At 56.8% G+C, this 22,462-nt stretch carries 17 protein-coding genes; 10 read left to right on the forward strand and 7 right to left on the reverse strand.

The window, feature by feature from the left end; all coding sequences use genetic code 11:
* Window positions 1-175 precede the first annotated feature (175 nt).
* From IPM59_11070 to IPM59_11085, 4 genes are read left to right on the forward strand one after another with little or no spacing between them, the layout of a single operon-like run.
* Window positions 176-3,445 carry a PD40 domain-containing protein gene (locus tag IPM59_11070; protein MBK9216121.1) on the forward strand — a complete coding sequence of 1,090 codons (3,270 nt, stop codon included), beginning with the start codon at window positions 176-178 and terminating at the stop codon, window positions 3,443-3,445.
* Window positions 3,446-3,448: 3 nt separating this feature from the next.
* Window positions 3,449-4,450, forward strand: a complete 1,002-nt coding sequence (locus IPM59_11075; GenBank protein MBK9216122.1) for an ABC transporter ATP-binding protein — start codon at window positions 3,449-3,451, stop codon at window positions 4,448-4,450.
* A complete protein-coding gene (locus tag IPM59_11080) occupies window positions 4,447-5,481 on the forward strand; it encodes a dipeptide ABC transporter ATP-binding protein (GenBank protein ID MBK9216123.1) in 1,035 nt (344 codons plus the stop codon). Before IPM59_11075 ends, IPM59_11080 begins: the two co-directional genes overlap by 4 nt.
* A 39-nt stretch (window positions 5,482-5,520) precedes the next feature.
* Window positions 5,521-6,444 carry a YIP1 family protein gene (locus IPM59_11085; protein ID MBK9216124.1) on the forward strand — a complete coding sequence of 308 codons (924 nt, stop codon included), beginning with the start codon at window positions 5,521-5,523 and terminating at the stop codon, window positions 6,442-6,444.
* Here IPM59_11085 and IPM59_11090 read toward each other — a convergent pair whose 3' ends face one another.
* The 5 genes from IPM59_11090 to IPM59_11110 all read right to left on the reverse strand — a co-directional run bounded on the left by IPM59_11090 (window position 6,445) and on the right by IPM59_11110 (window position 12,318).
* Window positions 6,445-7,707: an ABC transporter permease gene (locus IPM59_11090; protein MBK9216125.1), complete on the reverse strand. Its 1,263-nt coding sequence runs from the start codon at window positions 7,705-7,707 to the stop codon at window positions 6,445-6,447. It abuts the gene before it with no gap.
* Between the two features lie 12 nt (window positions 7,708-7,719).
* Window positions 7,720-8,109: a four helix bundle protein gene (locus tag IPM59_11095; GenBank protein ID MBK9216126.1), complete on the reverse strand. Its 390-nt coding sequence runs from the start codon at window positions 8,107-8,109 to the stop codon at window positions 7,720-7,722.
* A gap of 63 nt (window positions 8,110-8,172) precedes the next feature.
* Window positions 8,173-9,408, reverse strand: coding sequence for an ABC transporter permease (locus IPM59_11100; GenBank protein MBK9216127.1), 1,236 nt, complete (start codon window positions 9,406-9,408; stop codon window positions 8,173-8,175).
* Window positions 9,409-9,954: 546 nt separating this feature from the next.
* Window positions 9,955-10,683: an ABC transporter ATP-binding protein gene (locus tag IPM59_11105; GenBank protein MBK9216128.1), complete on the reverse strand. Its 729-nt coding sequence runs from the start codon at window positions 10,681-10,683 to the stop codon at window positions 9,955-9,957.
* 87 nt (window positions 10,684-10,770) lie between these two features.
* Complete coding sequence (locus IPM59_11110) at window positions 10,771-12,318, reverse strand: efflux RND transporter periplasmic adaptor subunit (GenBank protein ID MBK9216129.1); 1,548 nt, start codon at window positions 12,316-12,318, stop codon at window positions 10,771-10,773.
* A 189-nt stretch (window positions 12,319-12,507) separates the two neighbouring features.
* Between IPM59_11110 and IPM59_11115 the strand changes: the two genes are divergently transcribed.
* From IPM59_11115 to IPM59_11130, 4 genes are read left to right on the forward strand one after another with little or no spacing between them, the layout of a single operon-like run.
* Window positions 12,508-13,143, forward strand: coding sequence for an FHA domain-containing protein (locus IPM59_11115; GenBank protein ID MBK9216130.1), 636 nt, complete (start codon window positions 12,508-12,510; stop codon window positions 13,141-13,143).
* A 6-nt stretch (window positions 13,144-13,149) separates the two neighbouring features.
* A complete protein-coding gene (locus tag IPM59_11120; GenBank protein MBK9216131.1) occupies window positions 13,150-14,760 on the forward strand; it encodes a protein kinase in 1,611 nt (536 codons plus the stop codon).
* Window positions 14,761-14,770: 10 nt separating this feature from the next.
* On the forward strand, window positions 14,771-15,259 hold the full coding sequence (locus IPM59_11125; GenBank protein MBK9216132.1) for an RDD family protein: 489 nt from the start codon (window positions 14,771-14,773) through the stop codon (window positions 15,257-15,259).
* Between the two features lie 8 nt (window positions 15,260-15,267).
* On the forward strand, window positions 15,268-16,923 hold the full coding sequence (locus tag IPM59_11130; protein MBK9216133.1) for a SpoIIE family protein phosphatase: 1,656 nt from the start codon (window positions 15,268-15,270) through the stop codon (window positions 16,921-16,923).
* Between the two features lie 25 nt (window positions 16,924-16,948).
* Here IPM59_11130 and IPM59_11135 read toward each other — a convergent pair whose 3' ends face one another.
* Window positions 16,949-17,116 carry a hypothetical protein gene (locus IPM59_11135; GenBank protein ID MBK9216134.1) on the reverse strand — a complete coding sequence of 56 codons (168 nt, stop codon included), beginning with the start codon at window positions 17,114-17,116 and terminating at the stop codon, window positions 16,949-16,951.
* Window positions 17,117-17,179: 63 nt separating this feature from the next.
* Entirely contained in the window at window positions 17,180-18,616 is a 1,437-nt protein-coding gene (locus IPM59_11140; protein ID MBK9216135.1) for a M20/M25/M40 family metallo-hydrolase, read from the reverse strand.
* Between the two features lie 93 nt (window positions 18,617-18,709).
* On the opposite strand from IPM59_11140, the gene IPM59_11145 reads away from it, so the two are divergent.
* Complete coding sequence (locus IPM59_11145; GenBank protein MBK9216136.1) at window positions 18,710-20,752, forward strand: S9 family peptidase; 2,043 nt, start codon at window positions 18,710-18,712, stop codon at window positions 20,750-20,752.
* A 15-nt stretch (window positions 20,753-20,767) separates the two neighbouring features.
* Complete coding sequence (locus tag IPM59_11150; protein MBK9216137.1) at window positions 20,768-22,453, forward strand: M1 family metallopeptidase; 1,686 nt, start codon at window positions 20,768-20,770, stop codon at window positions 22,451-22,453.
* The last annotated feature ends 9 nt before the right edge of the window (window positions 22,454-22,462 follow it).

The raw sequence follows: 22,462 nt of genomic DNA on the forward strand, positions 1-22,462 counted from the left end.
CACAGATGGTAATTTTACGAACGATCCCATACCGATCAAGAATAGCATTCATTTGAGGAGCAGGTGAAGATTTTCGTTGCCCACCCCACGGATTATTGAAACCCGTAAACTTTTTTCGCGTAAGCTTTTAAGTTACACTCTTTCGAGCAACCCAAAGCCTTAATGGAGGACCCGAATGTTGAAGCGAATCGCCGCTGCGGCTGCCATCAGCCTATTCCTGTCAATCTGCGCCCTGGCCCAAACCAAATTACTTCGGTTCCCTGACATACAGGGAAATAGTGTCGTGTTTACTTACGGCGGCGACCTTTGGCAGGTTTCCGATTCCGGCGGCACCGCCGTCCGACTGACGTCACATCCCGGCGTCGAGACCTATGCGAAATTCTCGCCCGACGGCAAGTGGATCGCCTTTACGGGCCAATATGACGGCGATGAGCAGGTCTACGTAATGCCGTCAGGAGGCGGTGAGCCTAAGCAATTGACGTTTTATCCGTCGCGCGGCCCACTGGCACCTCGCTGGGGCTACGACAATCAGGTCCATGGCTGGACAAATGACGGTCGGATCGTCTTTCGCAGTCAGCGAGAATCCTGGTCGCTGCCTATAGCAAGGCTCTTCACCGTTTCTCCGTCGGGCGGCCCCGCTGAGGCCTTGCCGATGCCTGAGGCGGGTTCGGGCGACTTCTCGCCTGACGGTGCAAAGATGGCATACAGCCCGCGATTTCGGGATTTTCGCCCGGAGAAGCGTTACGGCGGCGGCCAGGCCAACAAACTCTATATCTACGACATGGCGACAGCCGATGCCAAGCTTATCTCCGATACTCCTCGTGCCTCTCGTGACGCCATGTGGATCGGTAATACGGTGTTCTATAACTCGGATAAGGACGGCAAGTTCAACCTATATGCCTATGACGTTTCCAGCGGAAAGACATCTCAGATAACTCGCAATCGAGATTGGGATATACGCTGGCCAAGCTCGGACAACAAGGGCCGCATCATCTATGAGCGAGACGGCGAGCTCGAAATACTTGATATTTCGTCAAAACGCGCAACTAAGCTCTCGATCACCGTCCCCGACGATGGCATTAATCGACGGCCGAGACAGGCATCCGTCGCAAACCGCGTAAGCTGGTTCGGACTGAGCCCCAAAGGGGAAAGGGCTGTTTTCAGCGCCCGCGGCGATATCTTTACGGTGCCCATCGAGAAAGGCGGCGTTCGCAATTTGACGCGAACTTCAGGAGCCAATGATCGATTTCCCGCGTGGTCACCTGATGGACGCCTGATAGCCTATATGTCTGATCAGAGCGGCGAGGATGAGGTGTGGCTCGCCGCTCAGGATGGCTCCTCCGAACCACAGCAGTTGACCACCGGCGGTTCGGCTCAGCGCTACCCGGTGCAATGGTCGTCAGACAGCAAGAAGATCCTGTTTGGCGACAAGAACGGCCGCGTTTATGTTGTCACCGTAGCGACGAAGCAAATGCAAATGATCGTTGACGCGCCGAACGGCCAGATCACCGATTATGAGTTTTCGCCAAAGGGCGGGTTTGTCGCCTTCACGATGCAGAACACGGATGGCGTCTCGTCCGTCTATGTCTGGAGTGCGCAGGAGAACAAGAACTACCGGGTCACCCCCGCGATGTTCCAGGCCGATAGCCCCACATGGGACCCGAGTGGAAACTACCTGTATTTTCTCAGTGACCGCGAGTATGCTCCGCTGATCTCAGGCGCGGAATTTAACTATGCCACAAATCGAACAGGCCAGATCTATGCCCTCACGTTGACGTCCGCCGGCAAGAACCCTTTTCCGCCTGAAAGCGATGAAGCCATGATAGTCGAGGACAAAAAGGAGGGCTCGCCATCACCCACGCCAACAGCCGCACCGGCGGCCCCGACGGAGAAGATCGATTTCGATGGGATCGAGAGCCGCGCCGTTCGGGTTCCCGGCCTCGGTGCAGACAATTACGCCGGCCTTGCGGCCACGAAGGGGCATCTGCTCTATTCAGTTCAGCCCGCCTTCTACTATGGACGCCAGGCCGAGACCCAGCCGTCGGTCCGCATCTATTCGACCAAGGACCGAAAAGAAACGACGCTCCTTTCGGGTGCCGGCGGCTTCAGGCTTTCGGCCGATGGCTTGAAGCTGATGTCCGCTCAGCAGGGTGCATACCTGATGATGGATGCAAATTCGAACGGCGAACGCTCCCGGAAGAACATTTCGACCGCCGGCCTTGTCACCGAGATCGATCCGAGAGCGGAGTGGAACCAGATATTCAACGAGGTGTGGCGTCAATACCGTGACTGGTTCTACGCCCCGAACATGCATGGCTATGACTGGGCAAAGATCCGCGAGGACTACCGCAAGTGGCTGCCGTATGTGAATCATCGCTCCGACCTTAACTATTTGCTGTCTGAGATGCAGTCTGAGCTTACCGTTCAGCACGCCTACATCGACGGTGGCGACTTTAATCTGCCGCCGAGGGTTCGTGTCGCTCTGGCCGGCGCGAGATTCCAGGCCGATAAACCTGCCAATCGCTACAAGATCAGTAAGATCTATGCGGGGCAAAACGAAGAGGATATATACCGATCTCCATTTACCGAGGTCGGAAGCGACGCCAAAGTTGGCGACTACGTGATCGCGATAGATGGCCAGGACGTCACAGCGGACCGGGACATATACTCGTATCTGCGCGGAAAGGCTGACAGCACGGTCACTTTCACCCTCAATTCCACGCCATCTGCACAAGGTGCTCGAACCGTAACGATTCGTCCCATCACGGATGAGGGAAACCTCGCCTACCTTGATTGGGTGCTTGCCAACCGGCGTCGCGTTGACGAAATGTCCGGCGGACGACTTGGCTACCTGCATATCCCCGATATGGGCGCGCCCGGACTCCGGGAGTTTATCAAATGGTATTACCCTCAGCTAAAGAAGGAAGGCCTGGTCGTGGATGTCAGGGCAAACGGCGGAGGCAACGTCTCGCGAATGCTCATCGAACGCCTCAGGCGAAAGTTGCTCGGCGTTAACTATACCAACTACAATCAGGACGGCAGCCCCTACCCGGACGGCGTATTTCTGGGCCCGATGATCGCTATCCTTAATGAGAATTCTGCGTCGGACGGTGATATATTTCCGTACATGTTCCGTGAGGCAGGGCTGGGGCAGCTGATCGGCAAGCGGAGCTGGGGCGGCGTCGTTGGTATAAGCAACCGGGGCACGCTCATAGACGGCGGCGTTGTAAATGTTCCTCAGTCCGCCCTTGCCAACACAAAGGGTGAGTACATTATCGAAGGATACGGGGTCGACCCGGATATCGAGGTTGACAACGATCCGAGATCGGTGATCGCAGGCCGCGATCCACAACTTGAGCGAGCGATCTCAGAGCTTATGAAGAAGCTAACCGCACCGGTGAGGCTGCCCAAACGTCCGGCTGATCCGGTCAAGACAAGGCCTTAAGCAATGACTTTACTTGAGGTTGAGCACCTCAAAACACACTTCCCTACGAGGTCCGGGCTCGTCAAGGCCGTCGATGATGTGAGTTTTCACATCGGCGAGGGCGAACTCCTCGGTCTCGTCGGCGAATCCGGCTGCGGCAAATCTATTACCGCATTGTCCGTGATGAAGCTCGTCTCACCACCGGGCGAGATCGTTAGTGGATCTATCCGCTTTAAAGGGGAGGAGATCACGACGGCCTCCTACGAACGGCTCCGCCAACTTCGCGGCAACGACATCGCGATGATCTTCCAGGACCCGATGACCTCGCTCAATCCTGTTTATTCGGTCGGTGAGCAGATCGCCGAGGCCTTACGCCTACACCGCAGGCTCGATCGGAAGCAGGCCTGGGCTGCGGCCGTCGACGCTATGCGCGAGGTTTCGATCCCTTCACCCGAACAGCGCGCTTCCGACTATCCTCACCAGCTTTCAGGTGGAATGCGCCAGCGTGTGATGATCGCAATGGCCCTAGCGTGCGACCCTGAACTCCTGATCGCCGACGAGCCTACTACGGCACTTGATGTAACAATACAGGCGCAGATCCTTGAGTTGCTTGATGAACTTCGAAGAACGCGCAAGCTCGCCGTTCTGCTTATCACTCACGATCTCGGTGTGGTTGCAGAGGTGGCCGACCGCGTTTGTGTAATGTACACCGGCAAGATCGTCGAAGAATCCAGCGTTCGCGAACTGTTCGCCCGGTCGAAGCATCCTTACACGCAAGGACTTCTACGGTCGGTCCCTAAACTCAGCGAGAGTAAGGCGGCAAAGCCAGAGCGCCTGCAAACGATCGAGGGAACGGTCCCGAATCCAACCAACCTGCCGCCTGGCTGCCATTTTGCGCCGCGGTGTGAATTTACAATGGAGCGATGCAAGCACGGTGAGATCCCATTCTATCGCACAGAAGACGGTGCGTTGGTCCGCTGTGTCCTTTATGATGAAGGCTCAAAGACGTTGACCGCGAACGGATGAACACTGACCCACATATCAGATCGGACGTGTTGATGGACGTTCGGCACCTTGTAAAACACTTCCCGGTTTCGGGAAGCGATGACGTGGTACAGGCGGTCGACGGCGTTTCGTTTGATATTCGCGTTGGCGAGACGCTCGGCCTTGTCGGCGAGTCAGGATGCGGCAAATCGACTGTTGGCCGCTGTCTGCTGCGGCTGATCGAGCCGACGAGTGGCGAGGTCGTGTTTGATGGTAAGAACCTCCTCTGCCTTCAGAATCGGCAGATGCAGGCCCTTCGTCGCCAGATGCAGATCATCTTTCAGGATCCCTACGCGAGCCTCAATCCTCGTATGAGCGTCCGCTCGATCGTATCTGAGCCGCTTAAGGTCCACGGTATTGGGGACAAACGTGAACGCAACGCTCGGGTTGAGGACCTGCTCCACAAGGTAGGCCTTGACCCAAAATACGCCGATCGCTACCCGCATGAGTTTTCGGGCGGCCAGCGTCAACGGATCGGGATCGCTCGGGCTCTGGCACTTAATCCAAAGCTGATCATTTGTGATGAACCGGTCTCGGCACTTGACGTTTCGGTCCAGGCTCAGGTCGTAAATCTGCTCCAGGAACTGCAAGAGGAGTTTGGCCTGACGTATCTTTTCATCTCCCATGGCCTCGCCGTTGTTGAGCACATTTCCGATCGTGTAGCCGTAATGTATTTGGGCAAGATAGTCGAGATCTGCGATGCCGCCGATCTGTATTCTGACCCGCTGCATCCGTATTCGCAGGCATTGCTCTCAGCGATACCGGTCCCCGACCCAACGCAGCAGCGCGAGCGCATAGTACTCAAGGGTGATGTCCCAACGCCGATCGCGCCTCCGTCAGGATGTCGATTTCGTACCAGATGCCCGATCGCGATCGGACAGTGTGCCGAAACCGTCCCGGAACTTCGTGAACTAAAGAGTGGTCATTTCGCGGCGTGTATCCGGGCCGAAGGTTATGACGCCGCGACACCGATGCAGTCGAATGATGCAACAAGCGCCGCCGCGTCGTCGTAACCTACTTATCACTGATCGGCCATTTTCTGGGAGGATAATATGAATCGTCTAGCCGGGATCATTGTTGCTGCCGCGGGTTTTCTGTTGGCCATATTGAGTATCACGGGCGTCGTCGCCGGCCTCACGCAGACCGGCATCGTGTTGATACTGTTTGGCGGGCTCGTTATCGGGCTTAGTTTTATTGACAAACCTGAGGCTGATGACAGCGAACGCATGTCGACGCCCGCCTCGCTGGCTAATATGTTCGTCTCGCCCACTGAGGTCTTCCGAAACCTTCGCCGTCATCCACGTTGGCTCGTTGCACTCTTGATCATGTCGATCTTATCGACGACATTTACGGGTCTATTTATGTATCGCCTGACGCCCGAAAGGGTCGCGAACTTTGCGATCGACAAGACGCTCGAGATGTCGTTTCTCAACGACGACGCGCGGCGCCAGATCGAGGCGGGCAGGGGCGAGGCGATCGCCGACGCAAAGGATCCGATCAAACGCGCCGGCCAGGCCGTCTCGGGCTTTGCCGCAGCGGCATTCGGCTATGCGTTCCTTGCCGTTGTCTTTATGCTCTTTGCGATGGCCTTGGGTGGAAAGATCAATTTCTGGCAAGCGTTCTCGGCGGCCGTTTACGCCGCCTTCCCATTCAGCGTCCTTAAGTTTCTGCTGAATACACTTATTCTCTTTCTCAAAGACCCAAGTGATATTCATCCGATCCTCGGGCAGAGCACGCTCATCCAGGACAACCTGAATTTTCTCGTGCTCCCGTCGCAGCATCCGGTGATCTACACGCTGCTGAGTTCGCTGAGCCTATTTGGTATGTATTGGATCTGGCTCAACGCCACCGGCCAGGCGAACGCGGGCGAGAAGGTGACGTCAAACATGGGGTGGACAGCCAGCATCTCGCTCTACCTTATGCTCGTCCTGTTTGGTGTGACGATGGCGGCATTGTTCCCGAGCTTTATGAGCTGATCACTCGTAACGCAGTGATTCGATAGGATCGAGCCGAGCGGCTTTCCACGCGGGGAACAATCCGAAAATTATCCCGATGCCCACGCTTGCCCCAAAGCCGGCGAGCGGGGCCCACAGCGGGACATAGGCTGGGAAAAAGATCTTTACGACGAAGCTCAACGCCCATCCGATGAGCAGGCCGAGCAGGCCGCCAAAGCCTGTCAATGTAGCCGCTTCGATCAGGAATTGGAGCAGAATATCGCTCTTGCGCGCGCCGATGGCCTTACGGATGCCGATCTCGCGAGTGCGTTCGGTCACGGAGACGAGCATGATATTCATCACGCCGAGCCCGCCGATCATGAGGCCGACCGATGAGATAACGACCATAAAGAGGAACGTCATCGCCATGATCGCTCGAAACTGATCGATAATGCTCGCGGCCGTTTCCATCGCAAAATTATTCTTCTCCCCAAAAGCGACCTGGCGCCGTATCCGCAGCAGGTCCTGAATGTCGTCCTTGGCCTTTTCCAATTGTCCCTCACGAGCGACCGCGAGAATGAACAGGTCCTCGGCCGCCGGTTTGATCTTGAGGGCGGCTCCCATCGGCATATAGATGACGTTGGTCTGGTCGTTATTCCCGCCGCCGCCGCCGAAGAGCTGCTCGCGCTTCTCGAGCAATCCAGTGATCCGAAATTCAAGCCCGCCGATCTCGATGGTCTGTCCGATCGGCGATTCGTATGGGAAATATGTCTCTTTGACAAAATCACCGATAACACAGACATTTGTCTTGGCCTCGTGCTCGCCGGGCGAGAACCAGCGGCCATCGATCAGCACTTCGCCCGGAGCGCGCTCGACGTCGGGCATCGTGCCGACAAGCTGGACGGCACTTGACGTCTTGCCGTTCTTGCCTGTAACGCTCACTTTCTGGCCAAAAAAGCTGCTAGAAACATCGAGATAAGGCACCGCAAGTTCAACGGAAGGTAACCGGGCAAGCGCGGCGGCGTCATCCATCGTGAGCGGCTTGCGCATACGCTCTTCGCGGGTGGGCGAACTTGTGCGCACGCCGATATCGAATTTGTAAAGAAAGATCGAACGCGTGCCGTATGACTCGATCTCTTTCCGAAAAGCGAGGTCAAAGCCGCTGATGGCCGACGAGATAAGCATAACGGTCACAACGCCGACGACAACGCCAAAGATCGTGAGAAACGAGCGCAGCTTATTGGCCTTGAGCGTGTCAATGGCCATCTTGAAGTTTTCGTAAAACGGTCCCGCGGTCAGCATCATAGGCGCCAGGTGCTAGGTGTTAGGTGTTAGGTTCTGGTTACGCCGCCCCTTGAGACTTCGCATGAGGCTGCCAAGCATGCGACTAATCTCCTCTGATAGCCTCAGGGCATCATCCAGTGTTTCCTTTGAGATAAAGCCCAGGCGCCCGGCGAGTAGTAAATGTGTTTCACTCTCTCGGAGCGATCCTTGAGCGACTCCAAGAAAATGTATGTATTCGCCAAGTCCGTCCCGCCCATGCCCCTCTGCAATATTCGCAGGAATTGAGACAACCGCCCGTTTTAGCTGTGAACTCAAACCGTATCGTTCATCCGGCGGGAACTCCAACACGATCTTGTAGCAGGCCTCGACCAGATCCATGGCCCGCTGCCAGACAACCAGATCGCGATAGCTGTTCACCGTCATAAAATTACCAATACTGATTCAGGCGCGTGTCCATCTATAACCTAACACCTATCACCTCACACCTTACTCAGTCCGCAGGGCTTCGATCGGGTCCATCCGCGCAGCTTTCCAGGCGGGCATGAGGCCGGCGATGATGCCGATGCCGCCCGAAAAGACGATCGCGAAGAGGCCCGAGAGCAGCGTGATACGCGTTTCGAGAATGTAGCGCGACAGAATAAAGCCGAGAAAATACGCTACCGAGAGCCCGACCGCGCCGCCGATGACGGCGAGCGTGCCGGATTCGAACAAGAATTGACGCAATATGTCGCCCTGACGTGCGCCGAGGCTTTTTCTGATGCCGATCTCCTTTGTCCGTTCGGTGACGGCGACGAGCATGATGTTCATAATGACGATCGCGCCGACGACGAGGGCGATGGACGGCACGATGAGAATTATCATAGAGATCACGCCAAACAAACGGTCTTTTAGCCCGGTAATGGCGTCGGGCGTGAGGATGCCGAAGGTGTCCTTCTCGCCAAACGTCAGCTTACGCTTTGTGCGGAGCAGCGTCCTCACCTCTTCCACGGCGTCGTCAAACACCTTGTCATTCCGCGCTGTGACCACAAAATAGAGTCCGCGGCTGCCGCGCAGGCCGCCGAAGCTCGCGCCGTAGGTTTTTATCGGAAACTGGACAAAATTGTCCTGCGGCTGGCCGAATATCGTGCCCTTTGCGGTCTGCACGCCGATAATTCGATACGGAATGCCTTCGATGGTGATCTCGCTGCCGACAGCATCGCCGCGCGGATAGAGCTTTGTCGCCACATCCATGCCGACATAACAGACGCGCATCGCATTGTCATTCTCAGCCTCGGTAAAATAACGGCCCTCGGCGATATCGAGCTTCTCGATCTCGCCTATTACGGGTTCGGCCCCGTCGATACGGACGTCGCGGAGCGTTTCGTTCGGCCCCTTGATCTCGCGGCTGTTGGGCAACGCCTTTGCGCCGATCTTATCGACATAAGTGGCACGTGCGCGCAGAAACTCAAGTTCGTCCCACGTCAACTCCTTCTTCTTTCGCTGGGCCTCGGCAATCGTATCGGTGTCCTTAAAGTCCTCAAAGCTGAAACGCCTGACGGTAAACGAGTTCGAACCGATGCCCGCGATCTTTTCGTCAACATAAACGTTAAAGCCCTGCAGCAGCGAGAGCACCACCATGAACGCCGTCACGCCGATGACCATCCCAAGCAGCGTCAAAAACGACCTCAGCTTGTGCGCCCAGATCGCAGAAAGAGCCAGTTTGAGTGTTTCGGTCAGATTCATTCCGCCCACCAGAGCAAACTTCTAATACGCGACCGCATAATAAGAGTTTAACAAATCGCCGCCGCGCCCTTTCAGCCGCATGAAAGAGTTTTCGCCCCGCAAAACTCACATTTGCGGACGCAAAACTCATTCTTGCGGACGCAAAACTCATTCTTGCGGACGCAAAACTCATTCTTGCGGACGCAAAACTCATTCTTGCGGACGCAAAACTCATTCTTGCGGACGCAAAAGTCATTCTCGCGGACGCAAAAGTCATTCTTGCGGACGCAAAAGTCATTCTCGCGGACGCAAAAGTCATTCTTGCGGACGCAAAACTCATTTTTCGACGGCGAAAACTCATTTTTCGACGGCGAAAAGTCATTTTCTACCTGCGAAAAGTCATTTTCTACCTGCGAAAAGTGACTTTCCGATCCGCAAAAACTATTTTTCTATCCTGAAGACCGGGCTATAGGCCTGAACGAACGGATTTTTCCCCGCATCGAGGCTTTCGCGGGCGTGATCGAGCCTTTCAGCCGGTAAATAATGGCTGTGACGCCGCCAAACGCTTTATTTTATGCGTTCGTCGGATTTGATCCGGCCGTCCATGATGGTGATCACGCGGTGGGCGCGTTCGGCGATGTCGTGTTCGTGCGTTACAAGGATGATCGTGTTGCCCTCTTCGTGGAGTTTTTCGAAGAGATGCATGATCTCGATGCTTGTTTTTGAGTCGAGAGCGCCCGTAGGCTCGTCGGCAAGCAGTATCGACGGGTGATTTACCAGCGCGCGGGCGATGGCGACGCGTTGGCGCTGGCCGCCCGAGAGTTCATTCGGGCGATGCATCACGCGGTCGCCAAGCTCGACCGACGCAAGGGCGGCCTGCGCCTTGTCGTGACGCTCGCCGGCACGCATTCCGGCGTAGATCAGCGGCAGCTCGACATTATGCAAAGCGGTCGCTCGGGCGAGCAGATTAAATGTCTGAAAGACGAACCCGACCTCTTTATTGCGGATGTGGGCAAGCTCGTCGTCGGTCATGTCGGAGACAAGATTGCCGTTGATCCAGTAGTCGCCCTTTGTCGGCGAATCAAGGCAGCCGATCAAATTCATCAGCGTGGATTTGCCCGAGCCGGACGGGCCGATGATCGCGAGATATTCGTTACGCTCAACCTCAAACGACACATCGCGAAGCGCGTGCAATTCCTCGGTGCCCATCTGGTAGGTCTTCCAGATGTTCTCCATCCGAATGAGCGCGCCGCCCGCGGCTGGTGCAGGCTTGCCGTTGCCGTTCTCTTCGTCCATGAACTTATACATACGGTCGAGTCTGGAGTCGGCAGTCTGGAGTCTTGAGCAGGAATTTCTCCTGCTCAAGACTAAAGACTCAAGACTTTACGACTTATTCGAGTTGTCGCCGTCCTTCTTGGTCGTCTTCTTGACGGCCGTGCCGTCCTTGAGAGTGTTCAGTATGCGGCTCGGCCCGGTGATGACCTCGTCCCCTTCCTTCAGGCCGCTCACGATCTGCCGATCTGACTCGCCGATGATGCCCGTCTCGACCTCGACGAACTTTGCCTTATTGCCGTCAAGGATATAGACGCCCGTGATCATCTTCGGCTTATCCGCGGGCTGCGGGGCACTGCCGTTAAGCTCCGGCGTCGGTGTGCCGTCGGCGCCCGGCTTCTTCTCGATCACGGCCTGCAGCGGCACGGCGATCACATTCTCGACCGTTTTCGTCGTGATCTCGGCGGTCGCACTCATTCCCGGCCTGAGGCCGCTGCGGATCTCTTCGGTGAGGTCCTTTAGCTCGACGACGACGCGGAATTCCTTTGCTTCCTGAACGTTAATGTTTGTCGAAAGGCCGCCGCTCGTCTGCGATTTACCGACCGCTAGAGGCGTTTTCTGCGTAACTTCGCCGATGATCTCCTTATCACCAAAGGCATCGACCTTGATCTTTGCCTTCTGCCCGACCTCGACCTGATCGATCGACGTCTCGTCAACTTTTACCTCGACATTGATCGAGGACATGTCCGCAATGGTCAACAGCGCCGTCGTCGAGAGGCCCGCGACCGCGAAAGTCCCAACCTTGGAAGGTATTTCCGCGATCACGCCGTTGATCGGGGCGACCTGGAGCGTCTTGTCGCGCTGATTTCGCTGGCCGCGCAGCACCGCGGACTGCTGGCTGGCACGCGAGCGGCTCGAATCCACGCTCAGATTCGCCGTCTCGACCGCACGCCGCGAATCGCGGACAGCAACCTGCTGCTGGGCGACACGCGTCTGCGCGTCCTTGACGCCAAGCTGGCGGGCGCTGAGGTTCGAACGGGCCGTATTGAGCGATGCCTTGGCATTCTCGACACGGTCCTTCGATTCGTCGTAAAGCTGACGCGAGATCACGCCGTTCTCAAGCAGCTGCTGGTTGCGGTTCAATTCGCGATTTGCCGCATTAAGCTCGATCTGGGCACGGTCAACATCGGCCTGCGCCGTTACAACACCCTGGCGGGCGGAATCCACGGCTACCTGCGCGGTATTCAATTGCTGCTGCGCCTGCGCGAGATTATTCTGTGCGGCCGCAACCTGCGATTGCGAAACGCGAACGTCATCCTGCGCGCCCTGAAACGCCGCAAGCTGGGCATCCGTATTGGATTGCAGCTGATTTGGATCGAGACGCACCAGCGGCTGGCCTTTCGTGACCTGATCGCCTTCTTTGACGTAGATCTCTTCAATGCGGCCCTGCACCTCGCTGGTGAGATTCATGAACTGGATCGGCCGGACCTCCCCCGACGCGGTCACGCTCGAGCGAAGTTGAGGGCGATTTTCGACCTTTACGACCGTCACCTCCGGCGTATCGCTTCGCGACGCAAGAATGCTGACGAAGACGATGATCAATAACAAGGCGGCGGCGACGATGCCTCCGATGATCTTGGTCTTTCTGGTTAAGGCCATAGATAAAGTTCCTCAGAAATAGTGCGCGGAATGATCAAAAAGCTGATAATGTCGGCCGTTCCGCTGTATCAAACCCGTTATTACGACCGCATTTTTGCCATAGTTTCAAAAAACTGGCCCGTCCGGCCACTTGTCAAGTACACGCAAACTAAACAGCTAGTTTGGCACGCTATCGCTTTGCCATAAAGCGTGAAAGCGGTAAAATATCGCGATATCTTCGAACATTTCGGTGTCGAAGACCGTTCGACGCGAATAGTAATGATCGTTTGCCCAAGATGCCGGACCTCGAACCTTGACACGTCGCGATTCTGCGACGAATGCGGCGAGCGCCTGGCCGCCCATTTTGAACCTATCCCCGCCGCGCCGGCCTATGTGCCGCCCGAGCCGGAGCCGCCGGTCAGGCACGACCACGTGACGTCCTTCGGCGTTCCGGAGTATCACACTGCGGAAAGCATCAGCCCGCAGACGCCCGAAGCGGCGCCTCCCGGCGGACCTGCTCATTCACGTCTTGTAATCGAACGCGGCGACGGCCCCGGGACCGAGTTCCGCCTCAGCAACGACGAATCCATAATCGGCCGCTGGGATGCGGATAACGGCATCTTTCCGGACGTTGACCTCGATGCGTTCGACTCAGACGCCAAGGTCTCTCGGCGGCACGCACGGGTCATCCGCAGCGGCGCGTCGTATATGATCGAGGACCTGGGTTCGACCAACGGCACTTATGTAAATCGCGGCCGCCGCCTGCTGCCCGGAAGCCCCCAACCGCTGGCCGACGGTGACGAGGTGATCGTCGGGAAGACCTTCCTGAGGTTTCAGATAGGCTGATAGTAAATGGCATCCTGTGAAAAATGCGGAGTTGAGACAGTCGACGAGCAGCACGACTGCGCGGAAGCCTTATCGGCCGCTCCGCCGGTCGATCTAGTGTCCGATGACATGCTGCCGCCCGTCGCCGACTGTTCTGGCGAGGACCAAGAGCCCTCTGCCACTCATGTTGTCGAGCCCGACATTCCGTCCGAGTCGCCCGCGACTAATCAATCCACCACGGGTGCCAAAGGCCCGGGACTTAAACCTCTAGCCGAAGGGACCCTGCTGAACTCTCGCTACTCGATCATCAAGAAGATAGGCGGCGGCGGCATGGGCGCCGTCTATCTGGCGATGGACAATAACCTCGGCGGCGTTGAACGCGCCGTTAAGGAGATGGTCCAGGCGAGTATCGAGGAAGACCAGCAGATCAAGGCGATCGAGGATTTTAAGCGCGAGTCGATGATCCTCTCGACGCTCGATCATCCGGCGATACCTACGATCTACGACTATTTCTACGACGAGGATGAGGGCAGATTCTACCTCGTAATGAAATATATTTCCGGGGGCGACCTCGCCGCAAAGCTGCGGACGGCCCCGGGCGGGCGCATCGACGAACGCACTGTTACCGAATGGGCCGCTCAGGTCGCCGACGTTCTGACCTATCTCCACGGGCTCCCGGCGACGATCGTCTATCGCGACCTCAAACCCTCGAATCTAATGATCGACGGCAAGACCGATCGCATAATGCTTATCGATTTCGGGATCGCGAGATCGATCGACCAACGCCAGGAGAAAGGCGTTACCGCCGTCGGCACCATGGGCTATGCGCCGCCCGAACTTTTCTCGGGCCAAGTCGAGCCTCGCTCCGACATATATAGCCTTGGCTCGACGATGTTTCACCTGCTGACCGGAGCCGATCCGCAGAATAATCCCCTGCTGATCTTCGATTTTCAAAAGAATCCGCGCCCGCGTCAGATCAATCCGCAGCTATCAGACCAGATGGAATGGATACTGATGCGCTCTGTGGAGTACCGCGCCGAAAATCGGTTCGCGTCGGCAGACGAGATGCGGCGGACGTTGATGGAACATCTGGAGAACCTTGCAGCAGGAACGGTCACTTATGGCGTCTCCGAAGCGCCTGAGGCGGTCAGCCTTGCCAACCAGACGGTCTTTTGCGGTTTTTGCGGACAGCGGATCGTGGCCAGTGACATGTTCTGTGCTTTCTGCGGCGCAAAACAGCCCATCGGGCAGCAAGGCGTCCATGGCGAGGTCTATTCCTCACGGCCGGCGTCACCGACCGCGAAACTTTTGATCGAAGGCACCAGCGAACTCAGCGCCCCTATTTTCTCACTTGAGAAGTCCGAAAATCTCGTCGGCCGCCGCGACCCCATGTCGAATATCTTCCCTGAGGTCGACCTCTCGCGCTTTGACCCTCAGACCAAGATATCTCGTCGGCATGCCCGAATTTGGCGTGACGGGGCCGCGTTTATGGTCGAAGACCTGGGGTCTTCCAACGGGACAATACTCCTCGGGGCCACGTCTGACGGTGTGCGTCTGCTGCCACATCAGCCACACTCGCTCGAAAGCGGCGACCGGCTGAGGATGGGCGACACTACTCTGCATTTCGTTTTTGGATAGACTTTACTTTATGGCGTCAATTTCATCGACGGCACTTTCCGGGGGGCGTGAGAAGGTCGTTGATTTCTCACCGTCAGATCTGCGAGCATCCTTCTCATTACGGTGCGCGGCCCTTTTTCTTGATTATATTCTGCTTCTTGCGATTCCTATTTTATGGTTGTTGTGGGGACGTCTGCTGAGCGATACCTCCTCGAATGCAGCTCCCGGCGGACTCGTGTGGTTCCTGATTATCGTCCTCTTTTTGATAGATCTCGTGCTCTTACCGTTGTTGACCGCCCGCACTTTCGGAAAAATGGTAACGGGCCTGACGATCCTGAAGTTTGACGGCTCGGCAATCGACCTCGCAACGATCATAAAAAGGAATATTGTGGGATATTTCTTAACCTGCGCAACTCTCGGGATCGGTTTTATTGTCGCGGCATTCAATTCAACCGGACGGACTCTTCACGACATGGTTGCAGGAACCGTTGTTGTCCAGGCCCGTAAAACGCAACTATAATCATTCTCATGGCTGATCTTTTGGTCACACATCCAAACGGCGAGACGGATCGCTTCCCAATTTCCCGGCTGCGAACAACGATAGGCCGTTCGGCTCGAAGCGACGTATGTATCCCGGATGCCTTCGCATCGCGCCTTCACGCCGAAGTGCGACAAGAGGGCGACTCGTTTTGGCTCCACGATCTAGGTTCCGCTAACGGAACACGCTACGAGGGCGCCGTTGTCGCCACCGCGCAGCCCATCTTTAACGGTGGAGAGATCCAGATCGGCGAGACCAAGATCAGATTCGAAGACGGAGCCGTCCGGCGCAGTATCAGTTCAACGCTGATCGCCGATACTACCGACCAGCTCGACCCCTCTAAGACCATTGCCCTTAGCGGTGTTCGCAACCCAACTGCTGAGATACTTGACGCCTCGATCACAAGCCGAGCCGACCTCATGGGCATTATCAGTAAGGTCGGCGTCGCTCTGCTCTCATCGAGCGGCCTTGACGAGACGCTGGATCAAGTCGCATCACTGGTGTTTGAGGCTGTGCCCGCAGAGCGCGTCATCATCATGCTGCGCGACGAGAAGGCCGCTGCCGATATGGAGATCAAGGTGGCCCGCCTCCGTGGCAAGGACGATCCTATCGAGGAAGTGCGGCTCAGCCGGGCGATAATGACCGAGGTGATGGAGAATGGCAAGTCGGTCCTTACGTCCGACGCGCAGCATGATCCGCGTTTCGCCTCGCAGACCATCGTCCTACAGGGCATTCGTTCTGTGCTCGCCGTCCCGCTCAGCGTGGACGAACGCCATATTTTTGGCTTGATCTACGCCGATTCGCCAACGAATGAAGCGACCTTTACGAGTGACCATCTTGATATTCTTACGACGCTCGCTTCGGTAGCGTCGATACGCGTCGAGAATGCCAGCCTTCTTGAGGAGCGGATGAACCGCGAGCGGATGGAGCGCGAACTCGAGCTCGCGACCGAGATCCAGCAGAGGTTTCAGCCGTCGGGCCCACCATCGGTCGATGGCTACGAGTTTCAGGGCATCTCATTCTCCTGCTACGAGATTGGCGGTGACTATTACGATTTTATTGAGCGCGGTGACGGCAAGGTCCTGGTCGCGTTGGGTGATGTCTCCGGTAAAGGCACGGGAGCTGCGTTGCTGATGTCGAGCCTTCACGCAGCGATCCACGCTCAGATCGCGGCCAAGAGTTCGCTGGATGAAACTGTAGTTGCGGTCAACGAGTATCTTGCGGAAAATACGCCTGCGAACCGTTTTGTCACGCTATTCATCGCTGAACTCGACCCCGCAACCGGTGACCTCAGATTCATAAACGCCGGGCACAATCCGCCCGTTCTTGGGCGTGCTGACGGCACGGTAGAACAGCTCGAATCCGGCGGCCTCCCGCTTGGGATCATGCCTTTCTCAGAATACGAGGCAGGAACTGTCTCACTCGGGAAAGGCGATGCGCTGGTGATCTACTCTGATGGTGTATCCGAGGCGAATAACCTTGCCGAGGAGGAATTTGGCCTTGAACGCCTTTCAGCAGTGATCAAGGCAAACATTGCCGCTTCCGCTTCGGGTATCCGCGATAAGGTCGAATCGGCGCTGTCCGAATTTACCGGAACCGCGCCCGCCAATGACGACATCACGCTTGTTATCGTCAAGCGCGCGTAATCCGCCCGTTAATGCTCGTCTGGGATCAGAACAAATAGCGAATCAGGTAATAGATACCAAACCCGATGCCCGTGAGTGCCAAAACGAGCGCGGCGACGGCGCAAGCGACGATCAGCTTGAATCTCCGGTAGCGGTTCGCATCGGGCGGGGAAAGCTGGCCTTGCGGGAAATATGGCGGCGGTCTATTCAGCATCTGTCCACAGTCTAAGGTCAAAACTCCAAACTTTCAAACCGGCATCGAACTTGGACTGCCAGATCAGCGCGGGATCTGCTGTTCGAGGTTCGCGAGACCATAGCCAAGAACCGACACCAGCGACGTAACCTTTGCCAGCTCCTGCGGGTCGATCTTGTCGAAGGTATCGGCCGCCGTATGGTGATACATAAAGTACGTCCGCTGGTCGAACCACGGAGCGAACGACGGAACGCCCCTCCGAGTGAGGATGTCAGTGTCGGCACCTACGCCTTGCTGCTGTTGTGAGAGGCCCGCACCCTGAGCTCGCAGGATGTTTGAGAGCGGACCGAAATACGGCATGGCCTCGGGCCGTCCGGCGAAGTTGAATCCGACGGGCCGAGATGCTCCGAGATCGGCCTCGATCGCAGCGAAATGATTCGCAGTGTTGTTTTTCTCGGCCTCTCCATAGGCTCGGGAGCCGCTGCCACCCTGTTCCTCGTCCATCCACGCAATGAAACGGATCGTGCGTTTCGGCGTCAGCTTTAAGTCCTTGAGGATAGCCGGGACAGCCATCGAGGCCGCCACCCCGGCCGCGTCGTCGATCGCGCCTTGCCCAAGGTCCCATGAGTCGAGATGTCCCGACACGATGACGAGTTCGTCCGGCTTCTCGCTTCCCTTCAGGTCCGCGATCACGTTATAGCTCTCGACCGCAGGCAGTGTCTTGGGCGTAAGTGTCAGATGGACCCTAACCTTGCCTGTGCGGGCGAGCCAGGCGATACGCTCCGCATCCTCATATGTCACGGCCGCTGCGGGTATTTTTGTCACGCCATCCGCGTATCCCATCAGCCCCGTATGGGCGAGACGATTCTGCGAGCCGCCCGCCGACCGCACAAGCACAGCGATAGCACCGAGCCGCCCCGCCGCCGCGGCTCCGTTAAATCGGTACGCAACGGCCTGCCCATATGCCGCCCCGCCAAAGCCGCTTGCCTGAAGGTCGGTGTCGAACTTGTAATTGAACATCACGATCTTTCCGGCGATCTTGTCACGGCCGAGCCGGTTCAGTTCGTTGAAGTCTTTCACCACGACGACCTCGCCGGTCAGCCCGTCCGCCGGGGTCCCGATGCTGCCGCCCAGCGCCGTCAGAGTAATGCTCTGCCGGTTGCCCGGTGCCATACCATCCCATTCGACGAGCTCGCCGCGTTCTTCACCGCGAACCCAATTCGGGACCATCACTTTTTGGAGGCGAACCTCCAGCCCCAGCCGGCGCATCTCAGCGGCGACGTACTCGACCGCGCGGGCCGCTCCCGCTGAGCCTGACAGGCGCGGGCCGATATTGTTTGAAAGGTAGCCCGCCTGCTCGTAGGCATATCGCCCGTGCAAGGCCGCGTCCTGAACGCGTTTCAGATCGGAGAGTGTCGTCTCGCTATACAGCAGCGGTGTGGGCGACGGAGCCTGCGACAGAACGCCGGAGCTAAGAGCAAGGGCAAGGAATATACCCGGCAACGATCTTCGAAGTGTCATAAGCGTCATTCTACCGTTCGGTTGCCGTCTTTACGCAGCGTTATGAGATAATGTTTCTGTTCTACATATCTTTAAGTCCTTGGAGAGGTGAAAATGAAGCGCTTTCTATCTGTCTTCGCATTGGTTATCGTCGGCGTCGCAGCGGCGTCAGCTCAGTTTGGCATCAACGACCTCATCAACGTAAAACGTGTGGGCGACCCGCAGCTATCGCCTGACGGCCGCACCGTCGCGTACGTCGTCGGAGTTGTTGACAAGGCCGCAAATCGCACTGTTAATCAGGTGTGGATCGTCGGCATCGACGGCCGCGATCAGCGACAACTCACGACGGGCACGTCATCGGCGAGCAGCCCGAGATGGTCGCCGGACGGCAAGAAGCTCGCATATGTAACGGGCGGCCAGATCTGGACCATGGACGGTGATGATGGCGGCGACAAACGGCAGGTCACCAAACTTTCGTCCGGAGCTTCACAGCCGGTCTGGTCTCCAGACGGGCGCTGGATAGCATTTCTCTCCGAGGTCTATCCAGCCTGTCAAACTGACGAGTGTAACAAGGCCGAAGACGACAAGGCAGAGGCCAGCAAGGTAAAGGCGCATGTCACCGAGAGGCTCCTCTTCAAACACTGGGACTCGTGGACCGATCGTAAACGGACCCACACCTTTCTCATCTCGGTGGGCGGAGGCACGGCCCGCGACATAACGCCGGGCGATTTTGACTCGCCGCCCTACGGCGCGGCGTCCGGCACGGACATGGCATTTTCGCCTGACGGCCGCTACCTCGCTTACCTGCGAAATCCCGATAAGGTAGAGGCCGTGTCCACGAACAGCGACATCTACTGGTACGACCTCCAGGCGAACACTACCAAGAATATTACTCAGGGAATGAAGGGCTATGACACCTCGCCGGTCTTCACGCCGGACGGCAAGTATATGCTCTTCCTCTCGATGGCGACAGCCACGTTTGAGGCCGACCGAAATCGTATTATGCGATACGATCCGCGCTCCGGCGAGATCGTGGAATTAACTCGCGGCTTTGACCTTCAGGCCTCCAATATCATCTCTTCCCCGGACAGCCGAACCGTTTATTTTACCGCCGAAGAGCGTGGACACAAGCCGATCTTCAGTGTCCCGGTCGAACCTGACTTTCGCCTAAGGATCGCCACCCATGTCAACAAGGTCGCTGACGCAGGCTATGCGGCCAATCTCGATATTTCGCCGGACGGACGAACGCTGACGTACCTTTCCAGCACCGCTGCGACCGCAGCAGAGATATTTCGAGTTGGCAGTGACGGCACGGGCACGGCCGCTGTCACGAATATCACCGGGCCGGGCCTTGATCGCTTCCGCCTGCAGAAGGCTGAGGACCTCAACTGGAAAGGCGCGCTCAATGCGAACGTTCATGGCTTCATCATCAAGCCCGCGGGATTCGATCCTGCAAGGAAGTATCCGCTCGTCGTTCTTATTCACGGGGGCCCGCAGGGAGCCTTTAACGACAACTGGGGCTATCGGTGGAATCCTCAGGTCTGGGCCAATCAGGGTTACGTGGTCTTTATGCCGAACTTTCGCGGCTCGACCGGTTACGGCCAGAAGTTTGTCAATGAGATCACCGGCGACTGGGGCGGCAAGGCATTCATCGATCTAAAGAACGGCGTCGCCGAGATGGTCAAAAAACCTTATATTGACCGCTCGCGTATAGGTGGAGCAGGTGCAAGTTATGGCGGTTATATGGTCGATTGGCTGTTGGGACACAACAATGACCCGAGATTCAAGTTCAAGGTCTTTCTCTCTCACGCGGGCGTGTATAACCTCGAGAGCATGGCCACCGCGACCGAAGAGCTCTGGTTCGTCAACTGGGAATTCAAAGGGATGCCTTGGGAGAACCCCGTCAATTACGATCGATGGTCGCCACACAAGTTCGCTAAGAACTTCAGCACGCCGACTCTTGTTACCGCCGGCGAACTCGATTATCGCGTGCCATACGACCAAAGCCTGCAGCTTTACACGACGCTCCAGCTGAAAGGCGTGCCTTCAAAGCTCGTGATGTTCCCGGACGAAGGACACTGGATCCTTAAGCCCCAGAACTCCGAGTTCTGGCACAACCAAGTGATGGATTGGTTCCGAACATATTTGAAACCATGATCTTTTGACTTCCATATGACGATCAAGAAGCTTTATTCGTTTCTCTTGGCCGCGACGTTCGCGATCGCGGCCGATACTGCATCCGGTCAACGGCCTCGCCCGGATTTCAATCGCCCGCAGACCTTCGACGCACAGCATTACGTCCTCCGAGCATCGTTTGACCGGGTCAATAAGAAGGTCATCGGTGACACAACGGTCGTGCTCAAGCCGATTGCCTCGCCGTTCAGGACCTTTGACCTCGATGCCGTCGATCTGGCGTTCACTTCAGTTACGCTCGAACCTGATGGGGCAAATCTTCAATATCAGCTATCGCCCGGCAAGGTAACCATCACGCTGCCAAAGAATTACGGGCCCGATGACACCATCTCCGTCCGCCTGAAGTATACCGCCCAGCCAAAGAAGGGCGTCTACTTTGTTGCAGCGACGAAGGAACACTCAGAACAGATCTGGACACAGGGTGAACCTGACGAGGCAAGGCACTGGTTCCCTTCGTTCGACTTTCCCTCGGACAAGGCAACCACCGAGCAGTACATAACTGCCGAACGGGGAGAAACCGTCGTCGGGAACGGCGAACTGCTCGGCAAGAGTGATAACGGCGATAATACCGAGACCTGGCATTACAAGATGCCGGTACCGCATTCTGTCTATCTGGTCTCATTCGTTATCGGCAAGTACGCCAAGGTCGAGGATAAGTACGGCGATGTCCCACTCGGGTATTACATCTATCCGGGCCGTGAACAGACGGCAAGAAATGCATATGGCCGCACAGCCGAGATGATGAAGGCCTACGAAGAAGTAACCGGCGTAAAGTTCCCCTACAACAAGTACGACCAGACGGTCGTCGCTACGTTCCAGTTTGGCGGTATGGAAAATATTACCGCGACCACCATGGCCGACACCGAGATCATGATGGCGGACAGCGATTGGGGCCGCAACTTTACCATCGATCTCGTCTCGCATGAGCTCGCCCATTCGTGGTTTGGTGACCTCGTTACCTGCAAGAATTGGGCGGAGCTATGGCTCAACGAGGGATTTGCTACCTTTATGGAGGCCGTGTACCGTGAGAAGGTTTTCGGCCGTGCGGATTATCTGGCAAAGGTCCGCACAGACGCGGCTAACTTCTTCATCGACGATGCGATCACAAAACGTCGGCACGGGCTCTACAACTTGCGCGCCGGCGAGGTCGAAAAGCTCTTTGACACTTCAGCCGTGACCTATAACAAGGGCGGCGTTGTGTTGTATATGCTTCGCGAACAGGTTGGCGACGAGGCGTTTTGGAGAGCGGTCAATATCTACCTTGAGCGTCACAAATTTGCCAGCGTCGAAACGCCCGACCTGCTCAGGGCAATGGAGGAAGCCTCGGGCCAGGAACTCGACTGGTTCTTTGACCAGTGGGTCTATGCAACCGGCCATCCGAAGCTCGATGTAAAGCGAACTTATTCGGCGCGAAGGAAGACGCTCACGCTGACTGTCACACAGACGCAGCGTATCGACCCGCTTATTCCGTCAGCATTCAGACTGCCTGTTGATCTTGAGATCAAAACGGCACGCGGGACGGCAACACAGAAACTCGACATTTCTAAACGTGTGCAAACATTCGCACTCAAAGTTGACGGAAAGCCGACGGTGACCAAGTTTGACCCGGCGAGCAAGCTGATGCTGATGACCGTGAAAGAGCGGCCGCTGGTGTCGGTGCGTTGACGCGCACGC

The organism is Chloracidobacterium sp. (assembly GCA_016715795.1).
Taxonomy (GTDB): Bacteria; Acidobacteriota; Blastocatellia; order Pyrinomonadales; family Pyrinomonadaceae; genus OLB17.